This is a genomic window from Planotetraspora sp. A-T 1434 (genome assembly GCF_025420585.1).
Lineage (GTDB): Bacteria > Actinomycetota > Actinomycetes > Streptosporangiales > Streptosporangiaceae > JAOEGB01.
In genome coordinates this window covers 44,412-67,936 of record NZ_JAOEGB010000005.1, presented here as the reverse complement: position 1 = coordinate 67,936, position 23,525 = coordinate 44,412, and the positions used below count along the sequence as shown (strand labels likewise).

General features: G+C 71.8%; 11 protein-coding genes. 10 read left to right on the top strand and 1 reads right to left on the bottom strand.

Annotated elements, in window-relative coordinates:
- Positions 1-40: 40 nt before the first annotated feature.
- The 8 genes from N5079_RS08365 (at position 41) to N5079_RS08330 (ending at position 18,712) form a co-directional block, all read left to right on the top strand.
- Positions 41-1,198, top strand: a complete 1,158-nt coding sequence (locus tag N5079_RS08365) for a Gfo/Idh/MocA family protein (protein ID WP_261583018.1) — start codon at positions 41-43, stop codon at positions 1,196-1,198.
- A complete protein-coding gene (locus N5079_RS08360) occupies positions 1,198-1,650 on the top strand; it encodes a hypothetical protein (RefSeq protein ID WP_261583017.1) in 453 nt (150 codons plus the stop codon). The genes N5079_RS08365 and N5079_RS08360 overlap by 1 nt, the downstream gene beginning before the upstream one ends.
- A complete protein-coding gene (locus N5079_RS08355) occupies positions 1,650-3,557 on the top strand; it encodes a glycosyltransferase (RefSeq protein WP_261583016.1) in 1,908 nt (635 codons plus the stop codon). The genes N5079_RS08360 and N5079_RS08355 overlap by 1 nt, the downstream gene beginning before the upstream one ends.
- On the top strand, positions 3,554-6,628 hold the full coding sequence (locus N5079_RS08350; protein ID WP_261583015.1) for an AMP-binding protein: 3,075 nt from the start codon (positions 3,554-3,556) through the stop codon (positions 6,626-6,628). Before N5079_RS08355 ends, N5079_RS08350 begins: the two co-directional genes overlap by 4 nt.
- Positions 6,618-9,563 (top strand): non-ribosomal peptide synthetase, encoded by a 2,946-nt coding sequence (locus N5079_RS08345; RefSeq protein WP_261583014.1) that lies wholly within the window; start codon positions 6,618-6,620, stop codon positions 9,561-9,563. Before N5079_RS08350 ends, N5079_RS08345 begins: the two co-directional genes overlap by 11 nt.
- Entirely contained in the window at positions 9,560-12,751 is a 3,192-nt protein-coding gene (locus N5079_RS08340; RefSeq protein WP_261583013.1) for an amino acid adenylation domain-containing protein, read from the top strand. The genes N5079_RS08345 and N5079_RS08340 overlap by 4 nt, the downstream gene beginning before the upstream one ends.
- A 346-nt stretch (positions 12,752-13,097) precedes the next feature.
- Complete coding sequence (locus N5079_RS08335; protein WP_261583210.1) at positions 13,098-17,525, top strand: HAMP domain-containing protein; 4,428 nt, start codon at positions 13,098-13,100, stop codon at positions 17,523-17,525.
- 68 nt (positions 17,526-17,593) lie between these two features.
- Positions 17,594-18,712 (top strand): MBL fold metallo-hydrolase, encoded by a 1,119-nt coding sequence (locus N5079_RS08330; RefSeq protein WP_261583012.1) that lies wholly within the window; start codon positions 17,594-17,596, stop codon positions 18,710-18,712.
- A gap of 12 nt (positions 18,713-18,724) precedes the next feature.
- Here the strand turns inward: N5079_RS08330 and N5079_RS08325 are convergent, their stop codons facing one another.
- Positions 18,725-19,672: an endonuclease/exonuclease/phosphatase family protein gene (locus N5079_RS08325; RefSeq protein ID WP_261583011.1), complete on the bottom strand. Its 948-nt coding sequence runs from the start codon at positions 19,670-19,672 to the stop codon at positions 18,725-18,727.
- A gap of 164 nt (positions 19,673-19,836) precedes the next feature.
- Here N5079_RS08325 and N5079_RS08320 point away from each other — a divergent pair, with 164 nt between their 5' ends.
- Together N5079_RS08320 and N5079_RS08315 are read left to right on the top strand one after the other, a co-directional pair.
- The gene (locus N5079_RS08320; protein WP_261583010.1) at positions 19,837-22,122 is read left to right on the top strand and encodes a sialidase family protein; all 2,286 of its coding nucleotides are present in this window, start codon (positions 19,837-19,839) and stop codon (positions 22,120-22,122) included.
- A 144-nt stretch (positions 22,123-22,266) separates the two neighbouring features.
- Positions 22,267-23,466, top strand: coding sequence for a hypothetical protein (locus N5079_RS08315; protein WP_261583009.1), 1,200 nt, complete (start codon positions 22,267-22,269; stop codon positions 23,464-23,466).
- Positions 23,467-23,525 lie beyond the last annotated feature (59 nt).

Here is a 23,525-nt window from a genome sequence, read left to right as displayed (position 1 = left end):
TCCCACATGACCCGAGATAATTCCACGTAGGGGGCGGGATGTGGTCGGAGGACTCGACGGCGAGAAGCACGGTCTGAGCAGCACGGTCGGGAGGAAAATGACCGGCGACGAGGACGACGGACGCCGTGTGGGGGTCGGGGTAATCGGGTGTGGCGACGTGTTTCCTCGCTACATCCAGGGCATGCGGAGGTTCTCGGGCCTGCACGTCGTGCGGTGCGCGGACATCGAGGGCTCCCGCGCCGAGCGGGCGGCCAAGCAAGTGGGGCTCTCCGTCTGGGGATCGGTCGAGGAACTCCTGGCCGACCCGGCGGTGGACATCGCGGTGAACATCACGCCGCCCTCGGTCCACGCGGCCGTGACGATGGCGGCGCTCGACGCGGGGAAGCACGTCTACGTCGAGAAGCCGCTGGCCGCCACGCTTCCGGACGCCGCCGAGGTGCTGGCCCGCGCCGAGGCGACGGGACGGCGGCTGGGTGTGGCTCCCGACACGTTTCTCGGCAGCGCCTGCCAGACCGCGCGCTCGGCCATCGACCAGGGGTTGATCGGCCGTCCGGTCGGAGTCACCGCCTTCCTGACCCACAACAGGGCGGAGAGCTGGCATCCCGATCCGACGTTCCTGTTCAAGCCCGGAGGCGGGCCGGTGCTGGACATGGGTCCGTACTACCTGAGCTGGCTCGTCACGTGTCTCGGCCCGGTCATGGAGGTGACCGGGGCCACGACGATCGGCTCGCGCCGGCGCCAGGTCACGACTCCGGGCCGCCTGGTGGACACGATCGACGTCGAGGTGGCCACCCACGCGTCGGCGGTGCTCCGGTTCGGCTCCGGAGCGGTCGGCACCGCGATGATGAGCTTCGACGTCTGGGACGCCCATCTGCCCTCCATCGAGATCTACGGCACGCAGGGCACGCTGTCCCTGCCCGACCCGAGCGGCTTCGACGGGGACGTCCTGCTCAAGCGCTGGGACAGCGAGGGATGGCGCCTGCTCGCACCGGTCACTCCGCCCGACGGCCCCGATGAGCAGCGATTACGCGGCCGGGGCGTCGCGGACCTCGCCGCGTCCCTCTCGACCAGTGTCCAGCGCGCCACCGGAGCCCTGGCGTACCACGTGCTGGAGGTTCTCACTGCCATCGAGACGTCGAGCCGCGAGCGCCGGGTCGTGGTGATCGAGAGCACGTGCGACCGGCCGGAGCCAGTGTGATGGGACACGCGATGGGCGCCGGGACGGCGGACGTCCGCCTGGTCTTTCCCGAGCGGGGCGCGGTCGAGCCGTGCGCCGTCGTCGACGCCACCGGCAACGCCGAGGTCTTCAGGAGCGCGCTCGCCCTCGCCGGGCGCTACGGCACGGTGGTCCTGCTCGGGGACACCGGGCATCCGGGGGCGCAGCGCCTGTCCTCCGAGGTCATGACCAAGGGCCTGACGGTCACGGCGGTCCACGACACGCACGACCGGCCCGGCTGGGACGAGCCACGACTGCTGCGCTACGTGCTCGGCATGATGGAGCGCGGGCTGCTGGACTGCTCCGGCCTGATCACGCATCGCTTCTCCTGGCGGGACGCGCCAGAGGCGTACCGCCTCGTCAACGACCGCCGCGGCGAAACGATGGGCGTCGCCTTCCTGTGGGACGGCGCGGGCAGCGGGGACGGCGCCTGATGCGGATCGCCCACGTCTGCCGCGACCTCGCCACCGATCGGGCGACGGGCACCGGCGCCCAGGTGTTCGCCACCGCGCTCGCCCAGGCGGGCCAGGGGCACGAGGTGTGCCTCGTCAGTGAGGCGCTGCCCAGCTCCCGTCTCCGGCCGCCCCTCACCTGGCTTCGGTTGAGCGCACCGCGCCCGGACCACCGCTATTTCACCGAGCCGCTCGAGTACGCCGACCGGGTCTACGACACCCTGCGCGAGCACGGCCCGTTCGACGTGATCGAGTTCTCCCACACGGGCGGCGAGGCGCTCACCGTGCTCCGCGCGCGGCGACTGCTCGGCGAGTTCGCGTCGGCCACGATCGCGGTGACGCTCACCCCCTGGCATTCAGCGACAGGGGCGGGCGCCAGGTCCGGTCCGGGAGCGCATCGGCCCGTCACCTACCACAGCATGATCGCCGAGTTCGCGGAGGGCTACTGCCGGGCGCGGGCCGATGTGGTGATCGCCGAGTCGGTGGCCGTGGCCCGCACCTCGTCCCGCCCGGTCACCCTGCGGCGGCCGTCGCCTCCCGACCTGCCCGGCAAGGGGATGTCGGAGGAGCGGACCGTGCTGCGGCTCGGCGCCCTCCACCCGGGGTCGGGGGTGGAGGCGTTCCTGCGGGCCGCCGAACGGGTGGCCGAAAAGGACCCGGATCTGCGGTTCACGCTGCGCGGCGACGACACGCCGGCCGACCCGGTGGGCCACTCCTACTGGGACCACCTGCGCCGGATGCTCCCGTCCTCACTGCGGGACAGGGTCGTCTACGGCGGCCCCGTCCGGACGGAGGACATCGGCACGCTGCCGGTTCCCGGCACGCCGTGCGTGCTCCCGGAGTCGGCCTCCGAGCCGCCGGGCACCGCCGCCCTCGCGGCGGCGCTGGGCTACCCGGTCATCGCGGCGCACGGCAGCACGGCGGCCGACCTGCTGGACGGCGTGCGCATCGTGCCTCCCGGCGATCCGGACCGGCTGGCCGGCGCGATCCTCGACGCCGTGGCCCGCCCCTCGGTGGATCCGGTGCGGCACACTCCAGACAGGCGCGCCGCCGCGGCCGTGCCGGTCCGCTCGCGGCCGGTGGCGGCGGCGCCCGCGCGCCGCGCGCCCGGCTGCCCGGTGACCGTGGTAATCCCCCTCCACGACCAGGGCCGATACGTCCGGGACGCGGTCGAGTCGGTACGGCGGAGCGACCACCCCGACGTGGAGATCCTCGTGGTCGACGACGGCTCGACCGACCCCGAGACGATCCGCGCGTTCGACTCCCTGCACGGCGTCACCAAGGTACGGCAGGCCAACGCGGGCCTGCCGGCCGCCCGGAACGCCGGGGTGGAGAAGGCCGCCGGGCGGTACATCGTGCCCCTGGACGCCGACGACCTCCTGCCTTCCGGCTTCATCGGCTCAGCCGTACGGGCCATGGAACGGCATCCCGACCTCGGCTATGTGGCCGGTTACCTGCGCTACTTCGGGCTGCTGGAGTTCACCCACGTGCCGGTGGGCCACGTGCCGGGGCTCAGCCTGGTGCTGAACACCCATCCTCGGGCGACCGGCATGTTCCGCAGGGACGCGCTGCTGGAGGTCGGCGGCTACGACGCCGCGCTGCCCGCGTACGAGGACTGGGACCTCTACATCCGCCTGCACAAGGCGGGCTACGACTCCGACATCCTGCCGATCGAGGGCCAGCTCTACCGCCGCCACGCCGAGTCGATGACGTTCAGCACGAGCAACGGGCTGCGGCTGGAGTTGCTCCAGCACCTGCTGCGCAAGCACGCCGACCTGCTGTCCCCGGACCGGTCGCTGCCCCTGGTGCTCACTCTGGCCCATCTGTGGAAAACGGGATACGAGCCCAGCGCGTCCGTCCTCCTCCAGCGGGAAGGAGGCCTGCGGTGACCCACCCGGAACCGTCGTCCCTGTCATCCACCACGCTGCCCGCTCTGCTGGCGGCCCGTGCCTCCGTGGAGCCGGACCGCGTCGCGCTCGCCGTCCCGCGCACGGGCGACCCGGCTGAGCTGACCTTCGGGGAGTGGGAGACACGGTCGCGCGCGGTGGCGGCCGGGTTGGCGGCCCGCGGGCTGCGGCGCGGCGACCGGGTCGGGCTCCTGTTCGGCGGCGAGAGCTGGATCGGCTACGCCGTCACCTTCCTCGGGGTGCTCAGGGCCGGCGGCGTCGCCGTGCCGTTGTCGGCGCGGCTGGCCCCGGCGGAGGTGAGCGACCTCATGACCCGCTGTTCGGCGGCGGGCGTCATCCACGAGCCGGGATCCGCACCGCCCGCCTCACCGGGATGGACCGCCACGCCCGAAAGCCTGGACGGTTCCCCCGGGAACCTCACTCCGGACGCCCCCGCTCCCGGCGACCTCGCGCAGATCATCTACACGTCGGGCACGACGGGCACGCCCAAGGGGGTGGCCGCGAGCCATGCCAACCTGGCGTACGGCCAGCGCCCGGACCCTCCCCAGCGGAGATACGCCCACTCCGAGCACCTGCTGCACGCCTTCCCGATCGGGACCAACGCGGCTCAGATGATGCTGGTGGACGCGCTCGTCGCGCATCCGGCGGTGCTCGCCGTCCCCCGGTTCGAGGCGGAGCTGTTCGGCCGCCTGATCGAGGCGTACGGCGTGGGCACGGTTTTCGTGGTGCCCTCGATGGCGATCGACCTGCTGAACGCGGGCGTCCATGACCGGCGTGACCTGTCGAGCGTGCAGTTGCTCAGCTCGTCGGCGGCCGCCCTCCCCGCGCCGGTCGCCCTCGCGCTGGCCGACGCCTTCCCGAACGCGACGATCGTCAACTACTACACGTCGACGGAGGCTGTGCCCGCGCAGACGACCATGATCGTCGACTTGGACCGGCCCGCCTCGGTCGGCCGGCCGGCCGACGGAGAGCTCATGATCGCCGACGAGGAGGGCAGGCGCCTGCCGGCCGGGGAGACCGGGGAGGTGTGGCTGCGCTCGCCGGGAGCCCCGCGCTCCTACTTCGGCGACCCGCGGGCCGGCGCCGAGGTCTTCAGGAACGGCTGGGTCCGGATGGGCGACCTCGGCCACCTCGATGAGGAGGGCTACCTCTTCCTCGTCGACCGGGAGAGCGACGTCATCAAGTCGGGCGGCCTGAAGGTGTCGACGCTCCAGGTGGAGACCGCGCTCTACGAACATCCCGCCGTCGCGGAGGCCGCCGTCGTGGGCGTCCCGCACCCGGTCATGGGCATGGTGCCCGCCGCCGCGGTCGTGGCGCGGGAGCCGGTCTCCCAGGCCGGGCTGCGCGGTTTCCTCACCGGCAGGCTGGCGCGGCACGAGGTGCCCGCGCGGGTGCTCGTCGTGGAGTCGCTTCCCCGCAACGACAACGGCAAGGTGGTCAAGCGCGAGGTGCGTGCCTTGTTCACGGACCCTGTCACCGAGCGGGGACGCCCCCTCTCGACGCCGGACGAGGTGACGTTGGCGGAGATCTGGGCCACCCTGCTCGGCGCCCGTGACGTGACGGCCGACGACGACTTCTTCGCCCTCGGCGGCGACTCGATGAAGGCCACCCAGCTCGCCTCGCTGGCATCCGACGTGTTCGGCGCCGAGCTGGGGCCGTCGCTCGCCTTCGACGCCCCGGTCCTCGCCGGCCAGGCCCTACGCGTGCGCGCGGCGGCGTCGTCGCCCCGGAAAGGCGACGCCAGGCAGGAGGCGCGGACCACGGCTGCTTCCGGAGGCGCGGCACCGCTGAGCTCGCTCCAGGCGTACTTCCTGCGGTGGATGTACGAGACGCCGGAGCCCCGGGCGGTGTCGGCGGTGAACGTCGCCCTCAGGGTCCGGGACGCCCTGGACATGCGCGCGCTGCGCCGGGCGCTGGACCTGCTCGTGGCCCGGCACGAATCGTTGCGCACGGTCTTTCCCGGCTCCCCCGGCTTTCCCGCCTCCCCCACGCCCCCAGTCGTGCTTTCGGAGTGCCCACCCGACCTGGTGGAGCTCTGGGCGGGGGACGAGGCCGAGGCCAAGGTGGCGGCCGTACGCGAGCTGGAGCGGCCCTTCGACGTGACGACGGGACCGCTGACCCGGCTGGTGGTCGTGCATCTCGGCCCCACCCCGATCGAGACCGAGGACCATACCGAGGACCACACCGAGGACCACGTGGTGGTTTTGGCGGTCCATCACCTCGTGTCGGACGGGTGGTCGATGGCCGTGCTGCTCCGCGAGCTGGGGCTGGCCTACTCGGGCTCGCCGCTTCCGCCTCAGGCGACGACCTGCGCGGACGTCTACGCACGGGCGTCGGCCCGCTGGCCGGAGGCCAGGCCGTACTGGCACAGGGTCCTCGGCGGAGCGCCGCCCGCGCTCACCGCTCCGCGCCGCCCGGCGGACCGCTTCACCGGCACGTCGATCCCCGTGCGCCTCCCGGCCGGCCTGCCGGTACGGCTGGCCGCACGGGCCCGCCGGGACGGCGCGTCGGTGTCGATGGCGCTCCTCGCGGCCTGGGCGGAGGTGCTTCGCGAGTGGACCGGCTCGGACGATCTCGTGTTCCTCTCACCCGTTCCCGGGCGCGTCCGGCCCGAGGACGAGGTCCTGGTGGGCTGCCTCGTCCAGTCGCTGCTGCTGCGGGTCGACGCGAGCGGGCGCCCGCCGTACGGCGAGCTGCTGCGACGGGTGCGTGCGGCCGTGCTCGACGCGGCCGAGCACCAGTTCTATCCCTACGAGGAGTTCAGCCGCCTGATCCCGCACCCGGCCTGGTTCCGCTTCGAGAGCTGGGGCGGCCCCGCCCACTTCCCCGGCCTGGAGTCGGGCCCCTTCGAGCTTCCCCGCGAGCTGATGTTCGACTGGGCGCTGCCGCCCGGCGAGGCCGATCTCAGCGTGCCGGAGCTCGCGGTCAGCGAGGGACCGGACGGCTCGCTGTCCGGGTGGCTGGTCTACAACCGGCACGCCTACGACCGGCCGGAGGTCGAGCGCCTCGCCGAGAACCTCCTGGCCCGGCTGGAGCACATCGATGACGCCTGAGTCCACACCCGTCCCCATATCCCTCGAACCCACGCCGCTGTCCCCCGCGCAGAACGGGATCTGGTTCAACGAGCAGCTCGGCGGCACGGGCGCGGTCTACCACATGCCCTTCTCCGTCTCGTTCGACGGCGACCTCGACGCCGAGGCGCTGACGGACGCCTGCCGGGCCGTGGCGGAGCGGCATCCGGTGCTCGTGTCGGCCGTGGCGGAGCGAGACGGCACGCCGCACCTCGTCCCGGCGCGAGAAGTGCCGCCCATGCCCGCGATCGTCGAGATCGACGAGGACGCGGGTAAGCTGGCCGCCGCCCTGGACAGGGAGATCCTCCGGCCCTTCGACCTGCGGCGCGGGCCGCTCGGCCGGTGGACCCTGTTCCGGCTGGGGCCGCGCCGCCACGTGCTGCTCGTCGTGGTGCACCACCTGGCGTTCGACGGCCAGTCGACCGACATCTACGTCCGCGACCTGGCGGCGCTCTACTCCGGCCGCGCCCTTCCGGCGCTCCCGCCAGAGGAGGAGACCCCGCTTCCGGTGGCCGAGGCGCGCGAGTTCTGGGCTCGGAACGCCTTCGCCCAGCCGCCCGACGTGCTCCTCCCCGGGTTGTCCGGCCCGGTCCCGCAGGTGGACGAGGGCGGATCGGTGGAGTTCTCCCTGCCGTCCGAGCTGCGCAAACGGATCGCCGTCGCGGCGGAGGACATGGAGGTCAGCCGCTTCGAGCTGCTGCTGGGCTCGCTGCACGCCCTCCTCTTCCGGTACGGCAACGCCGGCCCGGTCATCGCCGTCGACCTCGGCACGCGGAACGCCTCGGCGCGCGACCGCATCGGCGTCCACGTCAACGAGGTCCCGATCGGCACCCGGCCGGCGGCGGAGACGACCTTCCGCTCGTTCGCCCGGGAGCTGCGCCGCGACCTGCGCGCCATGTACCCCTACCGCGCGGTCCCGCTCGCGCGCGTCGTCGGCGGCCTGCGGCCCGCGGTGGGGCTCGCCCCCGTCACGCTGACCTACCGCAGGCGCGAACCGGCCCCCGAGTTCGCCGGCGTCTCGGCCTCGGTCGACTGGGTCATCTTCAACCACACCGCCCGGAACGCGCTGCGGATCCACCTCGTCGAGGGCCCGGACGACCTCGGGGTCATCCTGCAGTACGGCACCGGCTCGCTGGATCGGGACAGCGTCGAACGAGTCCGGAGACACTGGCTCACCCTCCTCGAAGCGGCGACGGCGCACCCGGACACTCCTCTCGCGGAGCTTCCGCTGCTCGGCGAGGCCGAACGGCGGGCGGTGTGCGGGAAGGCCGTCAATTACGGCGACGCGACCGTTGCCTCCCTTTTCGCGGCGCAGGCGGCCGCCACGCCCGACGCGGAGGCGCTGGTGTTCGGCGCCGAACGGCTCACCTACCGCGAACTGGCCGCCGCCGTGACCTCGGCGGCCGGGGGCATCACGCCGGGCACGCTGGTGCCCATCAGGTCGCGGCGATCGGTGGAGATGGTGGTGACCATGCTGGCCGCGCTCGCGGCGGGCGCGGCCTACCTGCCGATCGACCCCGAGCACCCCGCCGACCGGCAGGCGTTCATCCTGGAGGACGCCCAGCGGCCCGCCGAGCCGTCCGACCGGGACGGCCTGGCCTACGTCATCTACACCTCGGGGTCGACCGGCCGCCCCAAGGGCGTGGAGGTGACCGGCCCCGCGCTCGTCAACCTGCTGCTCGCCATGCGCGACGAACTCGGCATCGGCCCCCACACCGCCGGTGGGACGACCTGGCTGGCGCACACCTCTGTGTCGTTCGACATCGCGAACCTCGAGATCCTGCTGCCGCTGATCACAGGCGGCCGGGTGGTCGTGGCCGAGGACGCCAGGGATCCCCAGGAGCTGCTCCGGCTGATCCGCGCCCACCCGGTCACCCACGTCCAGGCGACCCCGTCGGGATGGCGGATGCTGCTGGACGCCGGGTTCGACGAGCGTGCCGTACACGCCCTGACCGGCGGGGAGGCGCTGCCGCTGCCTCTCGCGCGGGAGCTGCGGGCCAGGACCGGACGGCTGTGGAACGTCTACGGTCCCACGGAGACCACCATCTGGTCCACGATCTGGGAGGTCCCGGAGGAGCCCGCGCACGTCTCGATCGGGCGGCCGATCGCCAACACCGAGATCCGGGTGCTCGACGAGCGGCTCCAGCCGGTGCCGGCCGGCCTGCCGGGCGAGCTGCACATCGGCGGCGGCGGCCTCGCGCGTGGCTACCGCGGCCGTCCCGAGCTGACGGCGGAGCGGTTCGTCCGCGACCCGGAGAGCGGGGCGCGGCTCTACAGGACGGGAGACCGCGCGCGGTGGCTTCCGGACGGGACCGTCGAGTTCCTCGGCCGGATGGACGATCAGGTCAAGATCCGCGGCCACCGGATCGAGCCGGGTGAGATCGAGGCCCGGCTGATGGCCCATCCCCGCGTGTCGCAGGCGGCGGTGACCGTGCTCGACGGAGACCGCCTCGTCGCCTACGTCAGCCCGGAGGCCGCCCCCGACCTGCGCGAGCACCTGGCGAAGTGGCTGCCGCCGATCATGATCCCGGCCGCGTTCGTGGCTCTCGACCGGCTGCCGCTGACCCCGAACGGCAAGCTCGACCGCAGGTCGCTCCCCAAGCCGCCGCCCTCCTCCGGCCGGCCGTACGGGGAGGACCCGTACAGGGAGAAGGAGACGCCGGACGAGCTGAGGGAGCTGGTCACCGCGATCTGGCGGGAGGTCCTGAAGCGCGACGACTTCGGGCCGGACGACAGCCTGTTCGACCTCGGCGGCCACTCGCTGACGATCACCCAGATCGCCTCACGGGTCCGGAGGCGGCTCCAGGTCCACCTGCCGCTGCACGTCTACTACGACAACCCCACCCTCGCCGGGCTGGTCGAGGCCATCAGGCCGGCCCACGAAGGCAGAGAGCGCGGGGAGGGCGGCGGCACGTGACGGACGATCCGCCCGTCGGGCCGCGCCCGGCCGGCATGGAGATCCCGCTGTCGCCGGGCCAGGAGCGGCTGTGGTTCCTCGACCGGCTCGACCCCGGCGATCCGGCGTACAACATGGTGCTCGTCGAACGGCTGCGCGGCCGGCTCGACGCGGGGGCGCTGGAACGGGCGCTCAACGGGATCGTCGCCAGGCACGAGATCCTGCGGACCCGTTTCCCGGCCGTGGACGGCCATCCGGTGCAAATCGTGGCGCCCGAGCAGTGGATCGAGATCGAGCGCGCCGGCCCGGTGACGGACAAGCGGGCCCGCGAGCTCGTCGCCGAGCGCACCAACGCGCCGTTCGACCTGGCGGCCGGGCCCATGCTGCGGGCGACCCTGCTGGAGCTGGACGACCGCGACCACGTGCTGTGCGTCGTCCTGCACCACATCGTGGCCGACGGGTGGTCGTTCGGCGTGCTGTTCGACGAGTTGGAGGCGGGCTATGAGGGGACGCCCGTGGACGGGCCGCCCATCCAGTACGGCGACTACGCCGTGTGGCAGCGCGACCGGCTGACGGACGAGGTGATCGCGGAACAGCTGGCCTACTGGAAGGACCGGCTGGCCGGGGCGACGCCCATCGACCTCCCCCTCGACCATCCCCGCCCGCCCGTCAAGACGACCAACGGCGCGTTCGCCGACCGGCCGATCCCGGAGCGGCTCTGGGACGGCGTCGTACGGCTGGCCCGCGAGGAGCGCTGCACGCCGTACATGACGCTGCTGGCGGCCTTCCAGGTGCTCCTCGCCCGCTACTCGGGCCAGGACGACGTCTGTGTGGGGTCGCCGGTCTCCGGCCGCGATCGGGAGGAGCTGGAGGGCCTGGTCGGATTCCTCGTCAACACGCTGGTCCTGCGGGGCGACCTGTCGGGCGACCCGAGCTTCCGCGAGGTGATGGGCCGGACCAGGCGGACCGCGCTGGAGGCCTACGAGCATCAGGACATCCCGTTCGAGCACCTGCTGGCCGAGCTGGGCGTCGACCGCGACCTCGGGCGGAACCCGCTGTTCGAGACGCTGTTCAACCTCTACCCGCCCTCGACGGGGCTGCGGCTCGCCGGGCTGGAGGCGGAGCCGTTCGACTCCGGGCACACCAGCGCGAAGTTCGACCTGATGCTGGAGATCCACCCGGGGGAGCGCGCCGCGCGCGCCTCGTTCAACTACAACACCGACCTCTTCGACGCCGCGACCGTCGACCAACTGGCCGGGCACTTCATCGACGTGCTGGAGGCGGTCGCCGCCGACTCGGACATCCGCCTGTCGCGCCTCTACCGGCGCCTCGGGCTTCCGGCCACGGATGTCGCCGCCGATGAGGCGCCGGATGCGCCTCCTGACCGGCAGGCGGCCCCGCCGTGCACGCGGATTCCGCTGTTCGAGCCGAGTCGCCACGAGGGCGTCGCGCTCGTGAGCCATGGCGAACCCGGTGCGGGCGGTTGGGGCGAGGAGGGCCAGGTCACCTATGCGGAGCTGGCCGAACGGGCCGACAGGCTGGCGGGGGCGCTGCGCGCTCGGGGCGTCGGCCCCGGGTCGCTGGTCGGCGTGTGCCTGGAACGCGGCCCGGAGGCGGTGACCGCTCTGCTGGCCGTCTGGCGGGCCGGGGCGGCCTACCTGCCGCTCGACCCGGCGTATCCGCCCGCGCGCCTGGCCTACATGCTCTCCGACAGCGGCGCCGGGCTGGTGGTCACCACGGAACGGCTCCTCGGGAGGCTGCCCGACGTCCCGGCCCTGTGTCTGGAAAGCCTGTGCTCGGAGAGCCCGTGCCCCGGCGGGCCGGTCTCGGCCGGTGAGCCCGCGCCCGGTGACCTCGCGTATGTGATTTACACCTCGGGGTCCACGGGCCTGCCGAAGGCGGTGGCCGTGGAGCACGGCGCGCTGGCGAGCCGCGTGGCGTGGATGCGCGATCACTACGGGCTGCGGCCCGGCGACCGCGTCCTGCAGTTCGCGTCGCTCAGCTTCGACACGCACGCCGAGGAGATCTACCCCTGTCTCGCCGCCGGGGCGACGCTGGTGATGACCGGCGAGCCGCTCCCCGACTTCCTCTCCGGCCCGTACGGCGGCGCCCTCACGGTGCTGGACCTCCCGACGTCGTACTGGCACGAGCTGGTGGCGGCATCGGTGGCCTGGCCGACCTCGCTCCGACTGATGATCATCGGGGCGGAGCAGGCGGATCCGGCGGCAGTGACCCGATGGCACGAGATCGCCGGAGAGGGTGTGCGGCTGGTCAACACGTACGGCCCGACGGAGACGACGATCGTGGCGACGGCGGCCGAGCTGACGGGCACCCGTGGGCCGCGCCGTCCGCCGATCGGGCGCCCGCTGCCGGGGACGACGGCGCACGTGCTGGACAGATGGCTCAACCCGGTGCCACTGGGCGTCCCCGGCGAGCTGCACCTCGGCGGCGCGGGACTGGCGCGGGGCTACCTGGGCCGTCCGGGGCTGACGGCTGAGCGGTTCGTCCCCGACCCGTTCGGCCCTCCCGGAGCGCGGCTCTACCGCACGGGCGACCGGGTGCGCCACCGCCGCGACGGGCAACTCGAGTTCATCGGCCGTCTCGACGACCAGGTGAAGGTCCGGGGGTACCGGATCGAGCCTGGTGAGATCGAGGCGCAGATCACGGCCCACCCGGCGGTACGCCAGGCGCGGGTGGTGGTCCGGGACGACTCCCCCGGGCTGCTGGTGGCCTACGTCGCGGCGGACGCCGGGACCGTCTCCGGCCTGAAGGCACACCTGGCCGAGCGGCTGCCCGAGCACATGATCCCGGCGGCGTTCGTGCCGCTCGACCGGCTCCCGCTGACGCCCGGCGGGAAGCTGGACCTGGCCGCGCTCCCCGCCCCGGAGTGGCGCTCCGCGTCCTACGTCGCGCCGCGCACGGAGGCGGAGGAGCTCGTCGCGGCGGTCTGGGCCGAGGTGCTGGGCCTCGATCGCGTCGGTGCGCTCGACGATTTCTTCGACCTGGGCGGCCACTCCCTGCTCGCCACCCGGGTCATCGCGAGGATCGGGCGGAACGTCCAGCTCGACGTGCCGCTGCGGACGGCCTTCACCCACCGCACGGTCGAACGGCTCGCGGCGGCGGTGGAGAAGCTGGTGGTGGCCGACCTCGAACGGCTGTCCGACGAGGAGGCCACCCGCCTGCTCTCCGGCGAAGCCTGGCCGAGCTGAGCACAAGCCGGTCGGACGGTAGACTTCGGCCGCCGGATCGGGACGAAAGGGTCCCTCCGTCCGGCAGACCACTTCCCCGGCCCCACGGGTCGGCCTAACGTGGTCTTTCAGTGCAACAGATGGTCCCTGAACCCCGACCGCTGCCTGCCTTACGGAACCGATCAGATCATTGATTTTTCCGGCCACCGGTGAAGAGGGTCGCGTCGCGCGCTCCAGCCCCTGGCCTCGACCGAGGAGCGCGGAACAACATATGGGTGATGGCGTGGACACGACCGTGAAGCGTGGGAATTCTTCGACGGCCGTGGAGGAGGTCGACCTCCGCCAGCTCCTGGCCGGTCTGACGGCGGTGCGCGACGGCGACTTCGGCACGCGGCTCCCCGACGAGGGCGACGGGCTGCTGAAGGAGATCGCCACCGTCTTCAACGGCATGGTGGACCAGTTGTCGCTGTTCACCTCGGAGGTGACCCGCGTGGCGCGGGAGGTGGGCACGGAGGGCCAGCTCGGCGGCCAGGCCGACGTGCCCGGCGTGTCGGGCACCTGGAAGGATTTGACCGACTCCGTGAACGCGATGGCCGGCAACCTCACCGACCAGGTGCGTGACATCGCCCAGGTCGCGACGGCCGTCGCCACCGGCGACCTGTCGCAGAAGATCACCGTGGACGTCCGGGGCGAGATCCTGGAGCTGAAGAACACGCTCAACACGATGGTGGACCAGCTGTCGTCCTTCGCCGACGAGGTGACCCGAGTCGCCCGGGAGGTCGGCACCGACGGGCGGCTGGGCGGCCAGGCGGAGGTGACCGGCGTGGCGGGCACCTGGCGCGACCTCACCGACTCGGTCAACTTCATGGCCGGCAACCTCACCGACCAGGTCCGCAGCATCGCGCAGGTGACCACGGCGGTCGCCCAGGGCGACCTGTCGCAGAAGATCACCGTGGACGCGCGCGGCGAGATCCTGGAGCTGAAGAACACCATCAACACCATGGTCGACCAGCTCTCGTCCTTCGCCGACGAGGTGACCCGGGTCGCCCGCGAGGTCGGCACCGACGGGCGGCTGGGAGGCCAGGCCGACGTGAAGGGCGTCTCCGGCACCTGGCGCGACCTCACCGACTCCGTGAACTACATGGCCGGCAACCTCACGGACCAGGTCCGGAACATCTCTCAGGTGGCCACGGCCGTGGCGCGGGGCGACCTGTCCCAGAAGATCACCGTCTCGGCGCGCGGCGAGATCCTGGAGCTGAAGAACACTCTCAACACCATGGTGGACCAGCTCTCGTCCTTCGCCGACGAGGTGACCCGGGTCGCCCGCGAGGTCGGCACCGAGGGACGCCTCGGCGGCCAGGCCGACGTGAAGGGCGTCTCCGGCACCTGGAAGGCGCTGACCGAGTCGGTGAACGTCATGGCCGACAACCTCACCGCGCAGGTCCGCAGCATCGCCGAGGTGACCACCGCCGTGGCGAAGGGCGACCTGTCGCAGAAAATCCGGGTCGACGCCCGTGGCGAGATCATGGAGCTGAAGGAGACCATCAACACGATGGTGGACCAGCTCTCGGCCTTCGCCGACGAGGTCACCCGAGTCGCCCGGGAGGTCGGCACCGAAGGCAACCTGGGCGGCCAGGCCACCGTCCGCGGCGTGTCGGGAACCTGGAAGGACCTCACCGACAACGTGAACGTGATGGCCTCCAACCTGACCAGCCAGGTGCGGTCGATCGCGCAGGTGGCCACGGCCGTCGCCCGGGGCGACCTGTCCCAGAAGATCACCGTCGAGGCCAAGGGCGAGGTCGCCGCGCTCGCGCAGACCATCAACACCATGGTGGACACGCTGTCCGCCTTCGCCGACGAGGTCACCCGAGTCGCCCGGGAGGTCGGCACCGAGGGCCAGCTGGGCGGCCAGGCCCGGGTGCCCAACGTGGCCGGCACCTGGAAGGACCTCACCGACAACGTCAACTCCATGGCGAACAACCTGACGAGCCAGGTCCGCAACATCGCGCAGGTCACCACGGCGGTCGCCCAGGGCGACCTGACCAAGAAGATCGACGTCGACGCGCGCGGTGAGATCCTGGAGCTCAAGACCACCATCAACACCATGGTCGACCAGCTCTCCAGCTTCGCGGCCGAGGTGACCCGGGTCGCCCGGGAGGTCGGCAGCGAGGGACGCCTGGGCGGCCAGGCCGAGGTAGAGGGCGTCTCCGGCACCTGGAAGCGGCTGACGGAGAACGTCAACGAGCTGGCCGGCAACCTCACCCGGCAGGTTCGCGCGATCGCCGAGGTGACCAGCGCCGTGACCTCGGGCGACCTGACCCGGTCGATCACCGTGGACGCCTCGGGAGAGGTCGCCGAGCTCAAGGACAACATCAACTCGATGGTGAAGTCCCTGCGTGAGACCACCCTGGCCAACCAGGAGCAGGACTGGCTGAAGTCCAACCTGGCCCGGATCTCCGGCCTGATGCAGGGCCACCGGGACCTGGCCGTCGTGGCCGAGCTGGTCATGAACGAGCTCGCCCCGCTCGTCTCGGCGCAGCAGGGCACGTTCCTGCTGGCCGAGGAGACCGCCAGCGGGGTCGAGCTGCGCGTCGTCGGCAGCTACGGCCACCGCGACACCTCCCGCAGCTTCGCCCTCGGCGACTCACTGGTGGGCCAGGCGGCGCTGGCCAAGCGGACCATCCTCGTCGAGGACATCCCCAACGGCTACCTCACCGTGTCCTCCAGCCTCGGGGTGGCCGACCCGGTGAGCCTGATCGTGCTCCCCATCGTGGTCGAGGACCAGGCGCTCGGGGTCATCGAGCTGGCCAGCCTCAGCAGGTTCACCCAGGTGCACCAGAACTTCCTGGACCAGCTCGTGGAGACGATCGGCGTCAACGTCAACACCATCGTCGCCAACGCCCGGACCGACGCCCTGCTGACGGAGTCGCAGCGGCTGGCCACCGAGCTCCAGGTCGGACAGGAGGAGCTCCAGCGCTCCAACGCCGAGCTGGAGGAGAAGGCCGAGCTGCTGGCCCGGCAGAACCGCGACATCGAGACCAAGAACAGCGAGATCGAGCAGGCCCGTCAGGAGCTGGAGGACCGCGCCCAGCAGCTCGCGCTGGCCTCGAAGTACAAGAGCGAGTTCCTCGCCAACATGAGCCACGAGCTGCGCACACCGCTCAACTCGCTGCTCATCCTCGCCCAGCTCCTGGCGCAGAACCCGACCCGCAACCTCACCGCCAAGCAGGTCGAGTACGCCAATGTCATCCACTCGGCCGGCACCGACCTGCTTCAGCTCATCAACGACATCCTCGACCTGTCCAAGATCGAGGCCGGAAAGATGAACATCACGCTGGAGCCGCTGAGCATCCGCCAGCTCCTCGACTACGTGGAGGCGACGTTCCGCCCGCTGACCACGGAGAAGGGGCTGCGCTTCGAGGTCACCGTCGCGCCCGATGTCCCGACCTCGCTGCTCATGGACGAGCAGCGGCTGCGGCAGGTGCTGCGCAACCTGCTGTCCAACGCCGTGAAGTTCACCGAGCGCGGCTCCGTGGAGCTGCGCATCGAGCGCGTGGACGCGCTGGATCTGCCGCAGGGTGCGGTAGCGCAGGAGGCGATCGCCTTCCACGTGATCGACACCGGCATCGGGATCACCGAGAAGAACCTCTCGCAGATCTTCGACGCCTTCCAGCAGGCCGACGGCACGACGAGCCGCAAGTACGGCGGGACCGGTCTCGGCCTGTCCATCAGCCGTGAGATCGCCACGCTGCTGAACGGCGAGATCCGTGCCTCCAGCGTCTTCGGCGAAGGCAGCACCTTCAGCCTCCACCTCCCGGTGACCCCGGTCGACCCCGACAGGGTTTACGACCCGGCCTCCGGTGAGCAGCCGCCGCGGGTGGCGCCGGTCTCGCTCAGCCCTGCCGTACCGGCCGTGAGGCCGAGAGCCGTGGACAGGGCGGTGACCGGAGACGGGCGCCGCCTGCTCGTCCTGGAGTCGCGCCCGAACGGCCTGCTGTCCCAACTCGCCGAGAACGTGGCCGCCGACCTCAGCGAGACGCACGGCACGGTATGGGTGTCCACCGCCAACAGCCCGGACGCCGCGCTGGAGGCGCTGGTCGGTGACGACTACCACTGCATCGTGCTGGATCTCGGCATGCCGCACAACGCGGCCGCCGACTTCCTGAGCAGGCTGGACGACAACCCGGCCCTCCGCGAGCTGCCCGTGCTGGCCCACCACTCCCGCACGCTGACCCGGCCCCAGGAGAACCTGCTCCAGGGCCGCGCGAGCACCCAGCCCCTGGAGCGGCTGCCCAGCCTCGACGAGCTCCGGGAGCGCATCACCCTGCACCTGTCGGCCGAGGGGCCGGGCGCCGTGCTTCCGCTCGTCCAGGCCAGCCCCGACGAGCGGCCGCGAGCGACCGCCCAGGTGGACACCGGGCTGACCGGCCGCAAGGTGCTGGTGATCGACGACGACGTCCGCAACGTCTTCGCGCTCACCAACATCCTGGAACTGCACGGCATGCAGGTCCTCTACGCCGAGAACGGCCGCAAGGGCATCGAGGTGCTGAGCCGGAACGACGATGTGGATCTTGTCCTGATGGACATCATGATGCCGGAGATGGACGGATACGCCGCGACCGCCGCCATCCGCAAGATGCCGCGCTTCGCGAATCTGCCCATCATCGCGGTCACGGCCAAGGCCATGCACGGGGACCGGGAGAAGACGCTGTCGGCCGGGGCCAGCGACTACGTCACCAAGCCCGTCGACGCGGAGGACCTGATCAGCCGCATGCAGCAGTGGCTCGAACTCTGAGCGCCCAACACGGCCTAGGCTGATCAGAGGATTCCCGGCAAGGAGGGGGCGTTTCATGGCAGGTCGGCATGGCTGACGCTCGGATGTGGCGGTTCGCCGCGGGCGCGCTGGCGCTCGCGGCGGTCGGATGGGCGGTGCGCGACGTTCCGGCCGCCCTCGGCGCGCGGCCGTCGGGCGAGCGGGCCCGCCGGGTGCGGCGGTCGCGGCAGTTCCGCGGATCGGCGTTCCAGAACGCGACGCCGAGCCCGGTGCTGCCTCCGGGGACGGCCGGCAGGATGGCCCGCGAGTTCCTGTTCGGGCGGCAGAGGCGCACACCGCGCCTGCCGGTGCCGCTGGTGACTCCCACCCCCAATAACGCCCCCAATAACGCCGCCGGCAGCGACCTCGACGTCGTCTGGTACGGCCACTCGTCGGCGCTGGTGGAGATCGAGGGCCGCCGCGTGCTGTTCGACCCGGTGTGGAGCGAGCGCTGCTCGCCGTCCTCGCTGGTCGGCCCGCGCCGCCTGCACCCCCCGCCGGTGGCGCTGCACGAACTGCCCGAGGTCGACGCGATCGTGATCTCGCACGACCACTACGACCACCTCGACATGGCGACCGTTCGCACCCTTGTCCGCACGCAGTCGGCGCCGTTCCTGGTGCCGCTGGGGGTCGGCGCCCATCTGGAGCGGTGGCGGGTGCCCGCGTCCCGGATCGTCGAGCTGGACTGGGAGGAGGAGGCGTCTATCGCCGGGCTGCGCTTCGTCGCGACGGCGGCGCACCACTTCTCGGGCCGCCTCTTCGTCCGCAACCCCACCCTGTGGACCTCCTGGGTGATCGCGGGCGAGCGCCGGCGGGTCTTCTACACCGGCGACTCCGGCTACTTCGACGGCTACGCCGCCATCGGTGAGGCGCACGGACCGTTCGACCTCGCCCTGATCCAGATCGGCGCCTACAGCCCCGGCTGGCCGGACATCCACATGACGCCGGAGGAGGCGATCCTCGCCCACCTCGATGTCCGCGCCCGCCTGCTGCTGCCCGTGCACTGGGGGACGTTCAACCTGGCGCTCCACGCCTGGGGCGAGCCGGTGGACCGGCTGTGGCGGGAGGCCAAGGCGCGCGACGTCCACCTGGTGGTGCCGCGCCCCGGCGAGCGGTTCAGCGTCGACGACCCGCCGCCGGTCGACGGCTGGTGGCAGACGATCGCCTGACGGGCCCCATGCCTACAGCGACAGTGTGGCGACAACCGGGGCGTGGTCGGAGTCGGCCGCGTCCCGGCGCGCCGTGGGCTGGTCGCCCACGGACGGCAGCCCGTGGGCGACGACCGAGCGGACCGACTCGACCCGGTCGAGCAGCGCGCGGCTGACCAGGATGTGGTCGATCAGCTCCCTGCGGTCGTGGTAGACGCGGGAGTACCGCTCCGCCTCCGGGATCAGCGGCGCCAGGTTCCACAGCCGCGACCCGTCGCCGCTGTCGGGGCGGCGCTCTCCCACCGTGCCGATCTCCGAGCCGGGCGGCCCGAGGAGGATCTGCGTGGTGGCGGCCTGCGGCTCATCGTTGAGGTCGCCGAGCACGACGACGTTCCTGGTCCGGCCGTGCCCGTCCAGCAACCGGTCAGCCAGGCCGCGGACGGTGACGGCCTCGGCGCTGCGCCGGTAGAGCGCGTAGGCGCCGAACCGGGCCCGCTCCCCCTCGTCGCGCGGCTGGAACCGCTTGCCGGGGAAGCTCAGCAGCTTGGACTTGAGGTGGCAGACCACCACGTCCAGGGCCGCGCCGGGGGCCGGCTCGGCCCGTACGGCGAGCACGCCCCGGCTGGTCTGCGCGGACGTGGCTCCCGTGTCGTCCGCCTGGATCGCGGCGAGCGGCGGGGAGAAGGCGCTCACATCGTGGAGCACGGTCAGCGGGAGCCTGCTGACGACGCCGACGCGGATGCCGCGCGCGTCGGGGTGTCCGGAGAGGGCGACGTGCCACTCGCCGTCGAGGAGCGCGACCAGGTCATCGAGGGCGGCGGGGTCCCCCACCTCCTCGACGCCGAGGACGTCCGGCCCGACCTGGGCGATCGTGCCACTCAGCGCCTTCAGCTTCGCCTCGTAGGCCGCCATGTCGCGCGGGCCGTACTCGCCGCCCGGGCGGTACAGGTTCTCGAGGTTCCACGTGCCGACAACAACCATGACCGCCACCCAAAGAGCGCCTAAGCATGAAATATCAGTTCCGCGTCCACTATGAACCGGTCGAAGGGTCTTGACGAGCGGATTTGCGTGATCTTCGTACATATCGTTTTAATGTCGGTTGTGCGGCTTGCGCCGCTATATGCCGGTCCTGTTCGCTGTGACGCATGAGCCCGACCACGGACGGCGCCCGCGCCAAATCCTGGCCCGACGCCGACGCCTTCGGGACGGGCGTCGGCGACCCCGTCACCGTGTACGGCACGGCCGACAGGGACGCCAGGGGCGAGCTGCGGCATGAGGGCAACCGGGTGCCCGACATCGTGGCGCTCGACCCTCTGCGTCTGGTCGCCGGCTGGCGAGCGGGTGTGGCCGACCCGCTCGACCCCACCCCCACCGACCAGGGATCGATCATGTTCGCGCGGTCCGGCGACGGCGGCCGGACGTGGACGACCGGCACGCTGGCGGCGGCCACCGCGACGCACCGCTACCACTACGTGATCTTTCTCCGTGACGGCGGCACACTGTACGCCCTCCTGGGCCGGATCACGATCAGCGAGGACCGGGAGCCGGGCGGCGGCGTCGACGGCTTCCCGGTGCGGATGGTGGCCAAGCGGAGCACCGACGGCGGCCTCACCTGGGCCGACTTCCCCATCGCCGTCGACGTGCCCGACAACGGCAGGGGCGTGGTCGTCGCCGGGAAGCCGCTGCGGCACGGCGGTCACTGGCTTGTGCCGTACTGGCGGAGGGTGGGAACGGCGACGCGGGCGGGCGTGCTGCGCTCGGCGGACCTGGCCACCTGGACGTCCGGTGGCCTGGCCGGGAACCCGCGGGACATCGCGATCGAGGAGCCGCAGGTCGTGGTCTCCCACGACGACCCCGGCACGCTGCTGATGGTGACCCGGACGCTCGACCTGAGAGGCGGGACGTCGCCCGAGCAGAAGGACGCCTACTACCGGACGCACGCGACCTACGCCGCCACGGCGACCAGCGCCGACGGCGGCCTCACCTGGTCGCCCCTGGAACTCGACCCGGACCTGCCGAATTACTACGTCAAGGCCTTCCTCACCAGGGACTCCGCAGGCCGGTATCTGACGATCTACAACACGCTCGCCGGGCCGTTCAGCGGGTCAGGCGCGGACAAGCCGGACCAATACCGCGAGGTGCTGCACTACAAGGTGAAGCGGCCGGGCGACCCGTGGGGGCCGGGGCGGCTGTTCGCCGACTGCGCCCGGCAGACGGCGGGCGCGGGCCGGGGCTGGGACGTCTACGCGAGCGCCGACGAATACGAGCCGGGGAAGTTCTTCGTGGTCTGGGAGCACAACCAGATCGAGATCAAGGTGGCGAGACTCGACGTGTCGGCCGGGTTCACCGGGGTCGGCGCCGGCTGGGGCGGCCCGTGGAACCTCACCGGGACGGCGGAGATCACGTCGTCGGGGCGGCTCCGGCTCGCCAGTGCGGGATCGAGAGACGGCGCCGGTAGTGGGACTCCCGGCGCCGGCCGGCCGTACGGACCGTCCGGGGCGTTCGTCGCGACGCTGAAGGGGCATGTCACGTCGCCTTCGACGCTCGACCGGAGGACGGGGGCGGGGGCGGGCCTGGCGCTGAAGGTGTCCACGGGGGCGCGGCGGCTCATGCTGGCCGTCCAGCCCGACGGCGTCCACTCGATGATCGAGGGCGGGACGGAGTGGAGCCGTGTCCACGCCGCCACACTGGACACGACGGCCGCCCATCTGTGGCGGGTCACCGTCGACGCCAGGGGGAACGCGGCGCTGTTCGCCGACTCGGCCGACACGGGTGCGCGCTGGGTCGTCGCCGCCGCTCCCGACGCCCCCGAGGTGTCGGTCTGGGCCTCGGGAACCCCCGGCCGACCGGCCGAGGCCCTGCTGGACTCCCTGGAGGTCGCCGAAACCGTCGCCGCCACCACGTGGGACGCCTGGGGCGACTGGAGGCCCGACCCGGGCGGCGGCGTGGCCGAGCTGTCCGGGGGCCGCCTCCGTCTCAGGAGCGCCACCGGGAAGGCCGCCCAAGCGACCATCGCCCTCGACATATCGAGGAGCGGCGACTTCACATTGGAGTTCCGGGGGCGGGTCGACGACGACAGCGCCCTGAACCCGGTCACCGGGCACGGCGTCAGCCTCGGCACCAAGGTCGCCAACGGCGCCAGGCGGCTCATGCTGGCGATCCAGCGCAACGGAGTCTGGACGATCAAGAAGGGCGCGACCGCCTGGGAGAGGGTCCACTCCCTCAACGGCGCGGGAGCCCTGGCGACGTGGAAGGTGACGGTCGACAGCGCCGGGGTGGCCCGGCTCTACCGCGACGGCGCCGGCACCGGGGCCACCTGGGTGACGCAGGACAGCCGGGAGAGCCCGCAGGTGACGCACTGGGTGGCCGGCACGCCGGGCGGCAACGCCGCGGAGGCCCGCGTGGAGTGGACCTGCGTCACCTGCCCCTGACCGGTTGACGCGACGGTGGAGGCGTGCGACTGAAGCGGCAAGAGTGGCCCTGGCCTGCGGCGATGACCATGGCGGTGGAGATTGTCTCCCCCGGCGGCTGGGTACGTGGACGGTTCCAGCCCAACCGCGGGAAGGAGCCGGACGATGACCTTCAACCCGTTGGAGGAACGCGGGATCCCACTGGACCGGCAGGTGCGCAACTGGCGCGAGCTCGACGTGATGCCGATCGATCCCGACCATGCCGATCCGTACACGAGGTGCCGGATCATCACGATGAACGGCATCGAGGTCGAGGCGATCCTGTTCAGTCACCACTTCGCACGGCACTGCACGATCCCTGAGGTCAGGCAGCAGCTCGCCGAGACGCGTTACATCGAGGCCCAGCAGCAGAAGGTCGTCAACTGGCTGCTGCCGGGGCTCGCGTCGGTGCTGGAGACCACGATCGCCTACGAGCAGGTGGCGGTGGACCTCACAGCCTGGGTGGCCCGGATGGAGCCCGATCCGTATTTGAAGCAGGCCTACCAGTTCGGCGTGCTCGAGGACTTCGACCACCTCTACCGGTACGCGAACCTGTTCGAGCTGATCGAGCACCGCCGCGCCGAGAAGGTCGTCGACCAGCTCACCGAGGTGATGCCGGGACGGCCGACGATGCTGCAGCACCGGCATCCGATCGACAACCTGCGCGAGCCGTACGACAAGAACACGACCGCGCCGCTGTCCAAGCTGCACGCGCTGACGATCATGTCGACCGAGCAGCAGACGATGAACTTCTACATGAACGTCGGCCCGGAGTACATGGAGCCGATCGCACGCCAGCTCTACCAGGAGATCGGCCTCATCGAGGAGGAGCACGTCACGCACTACGAGTCGCTGGTGGACCCGGGCGAGACGTGGTGGGAGCAGCTCGTGAACCACGAGTACAACGAGTGCTACATGTACTACTCGTTCCTGGAGACCGAGTCGGACCGGAGGGTGCGGTCGATCTGGGAACTACACCTCAACATGGAGCTGGAGCACCTGCGCATCGCCGCCGAGCTCATGCGGCGCCACGACGGCCGCGACCCGAAGGAGATCCTCCCGCCGCGGTTCCCGGCCCCCGTGAGGTTCGAGCCCAACAAGGAGTATCTGCGGGAGCTGATCGCCACCCAGGTCGACTACACGACCCTGGGGACGGGGTACGTGCAGGAGGCGCACGAGCGGTTCCAGCGCTGGCAGGAGCAGATCCACGACGACGAGCGGGCGCCCAGCGAGCGCGTCATCGACGAGAACCGGGCCAAGGCCGGCGAGGAGTACCGGCTGGAGACGGAGGGCGTGCATCCCCTCCCGAGTCTCCGGCGGCACTGATCCCCGGCGGGCTAGAGCTCGTACGGCTCGCGCCTCCCATCTGGACGGAAGGCGCGAGC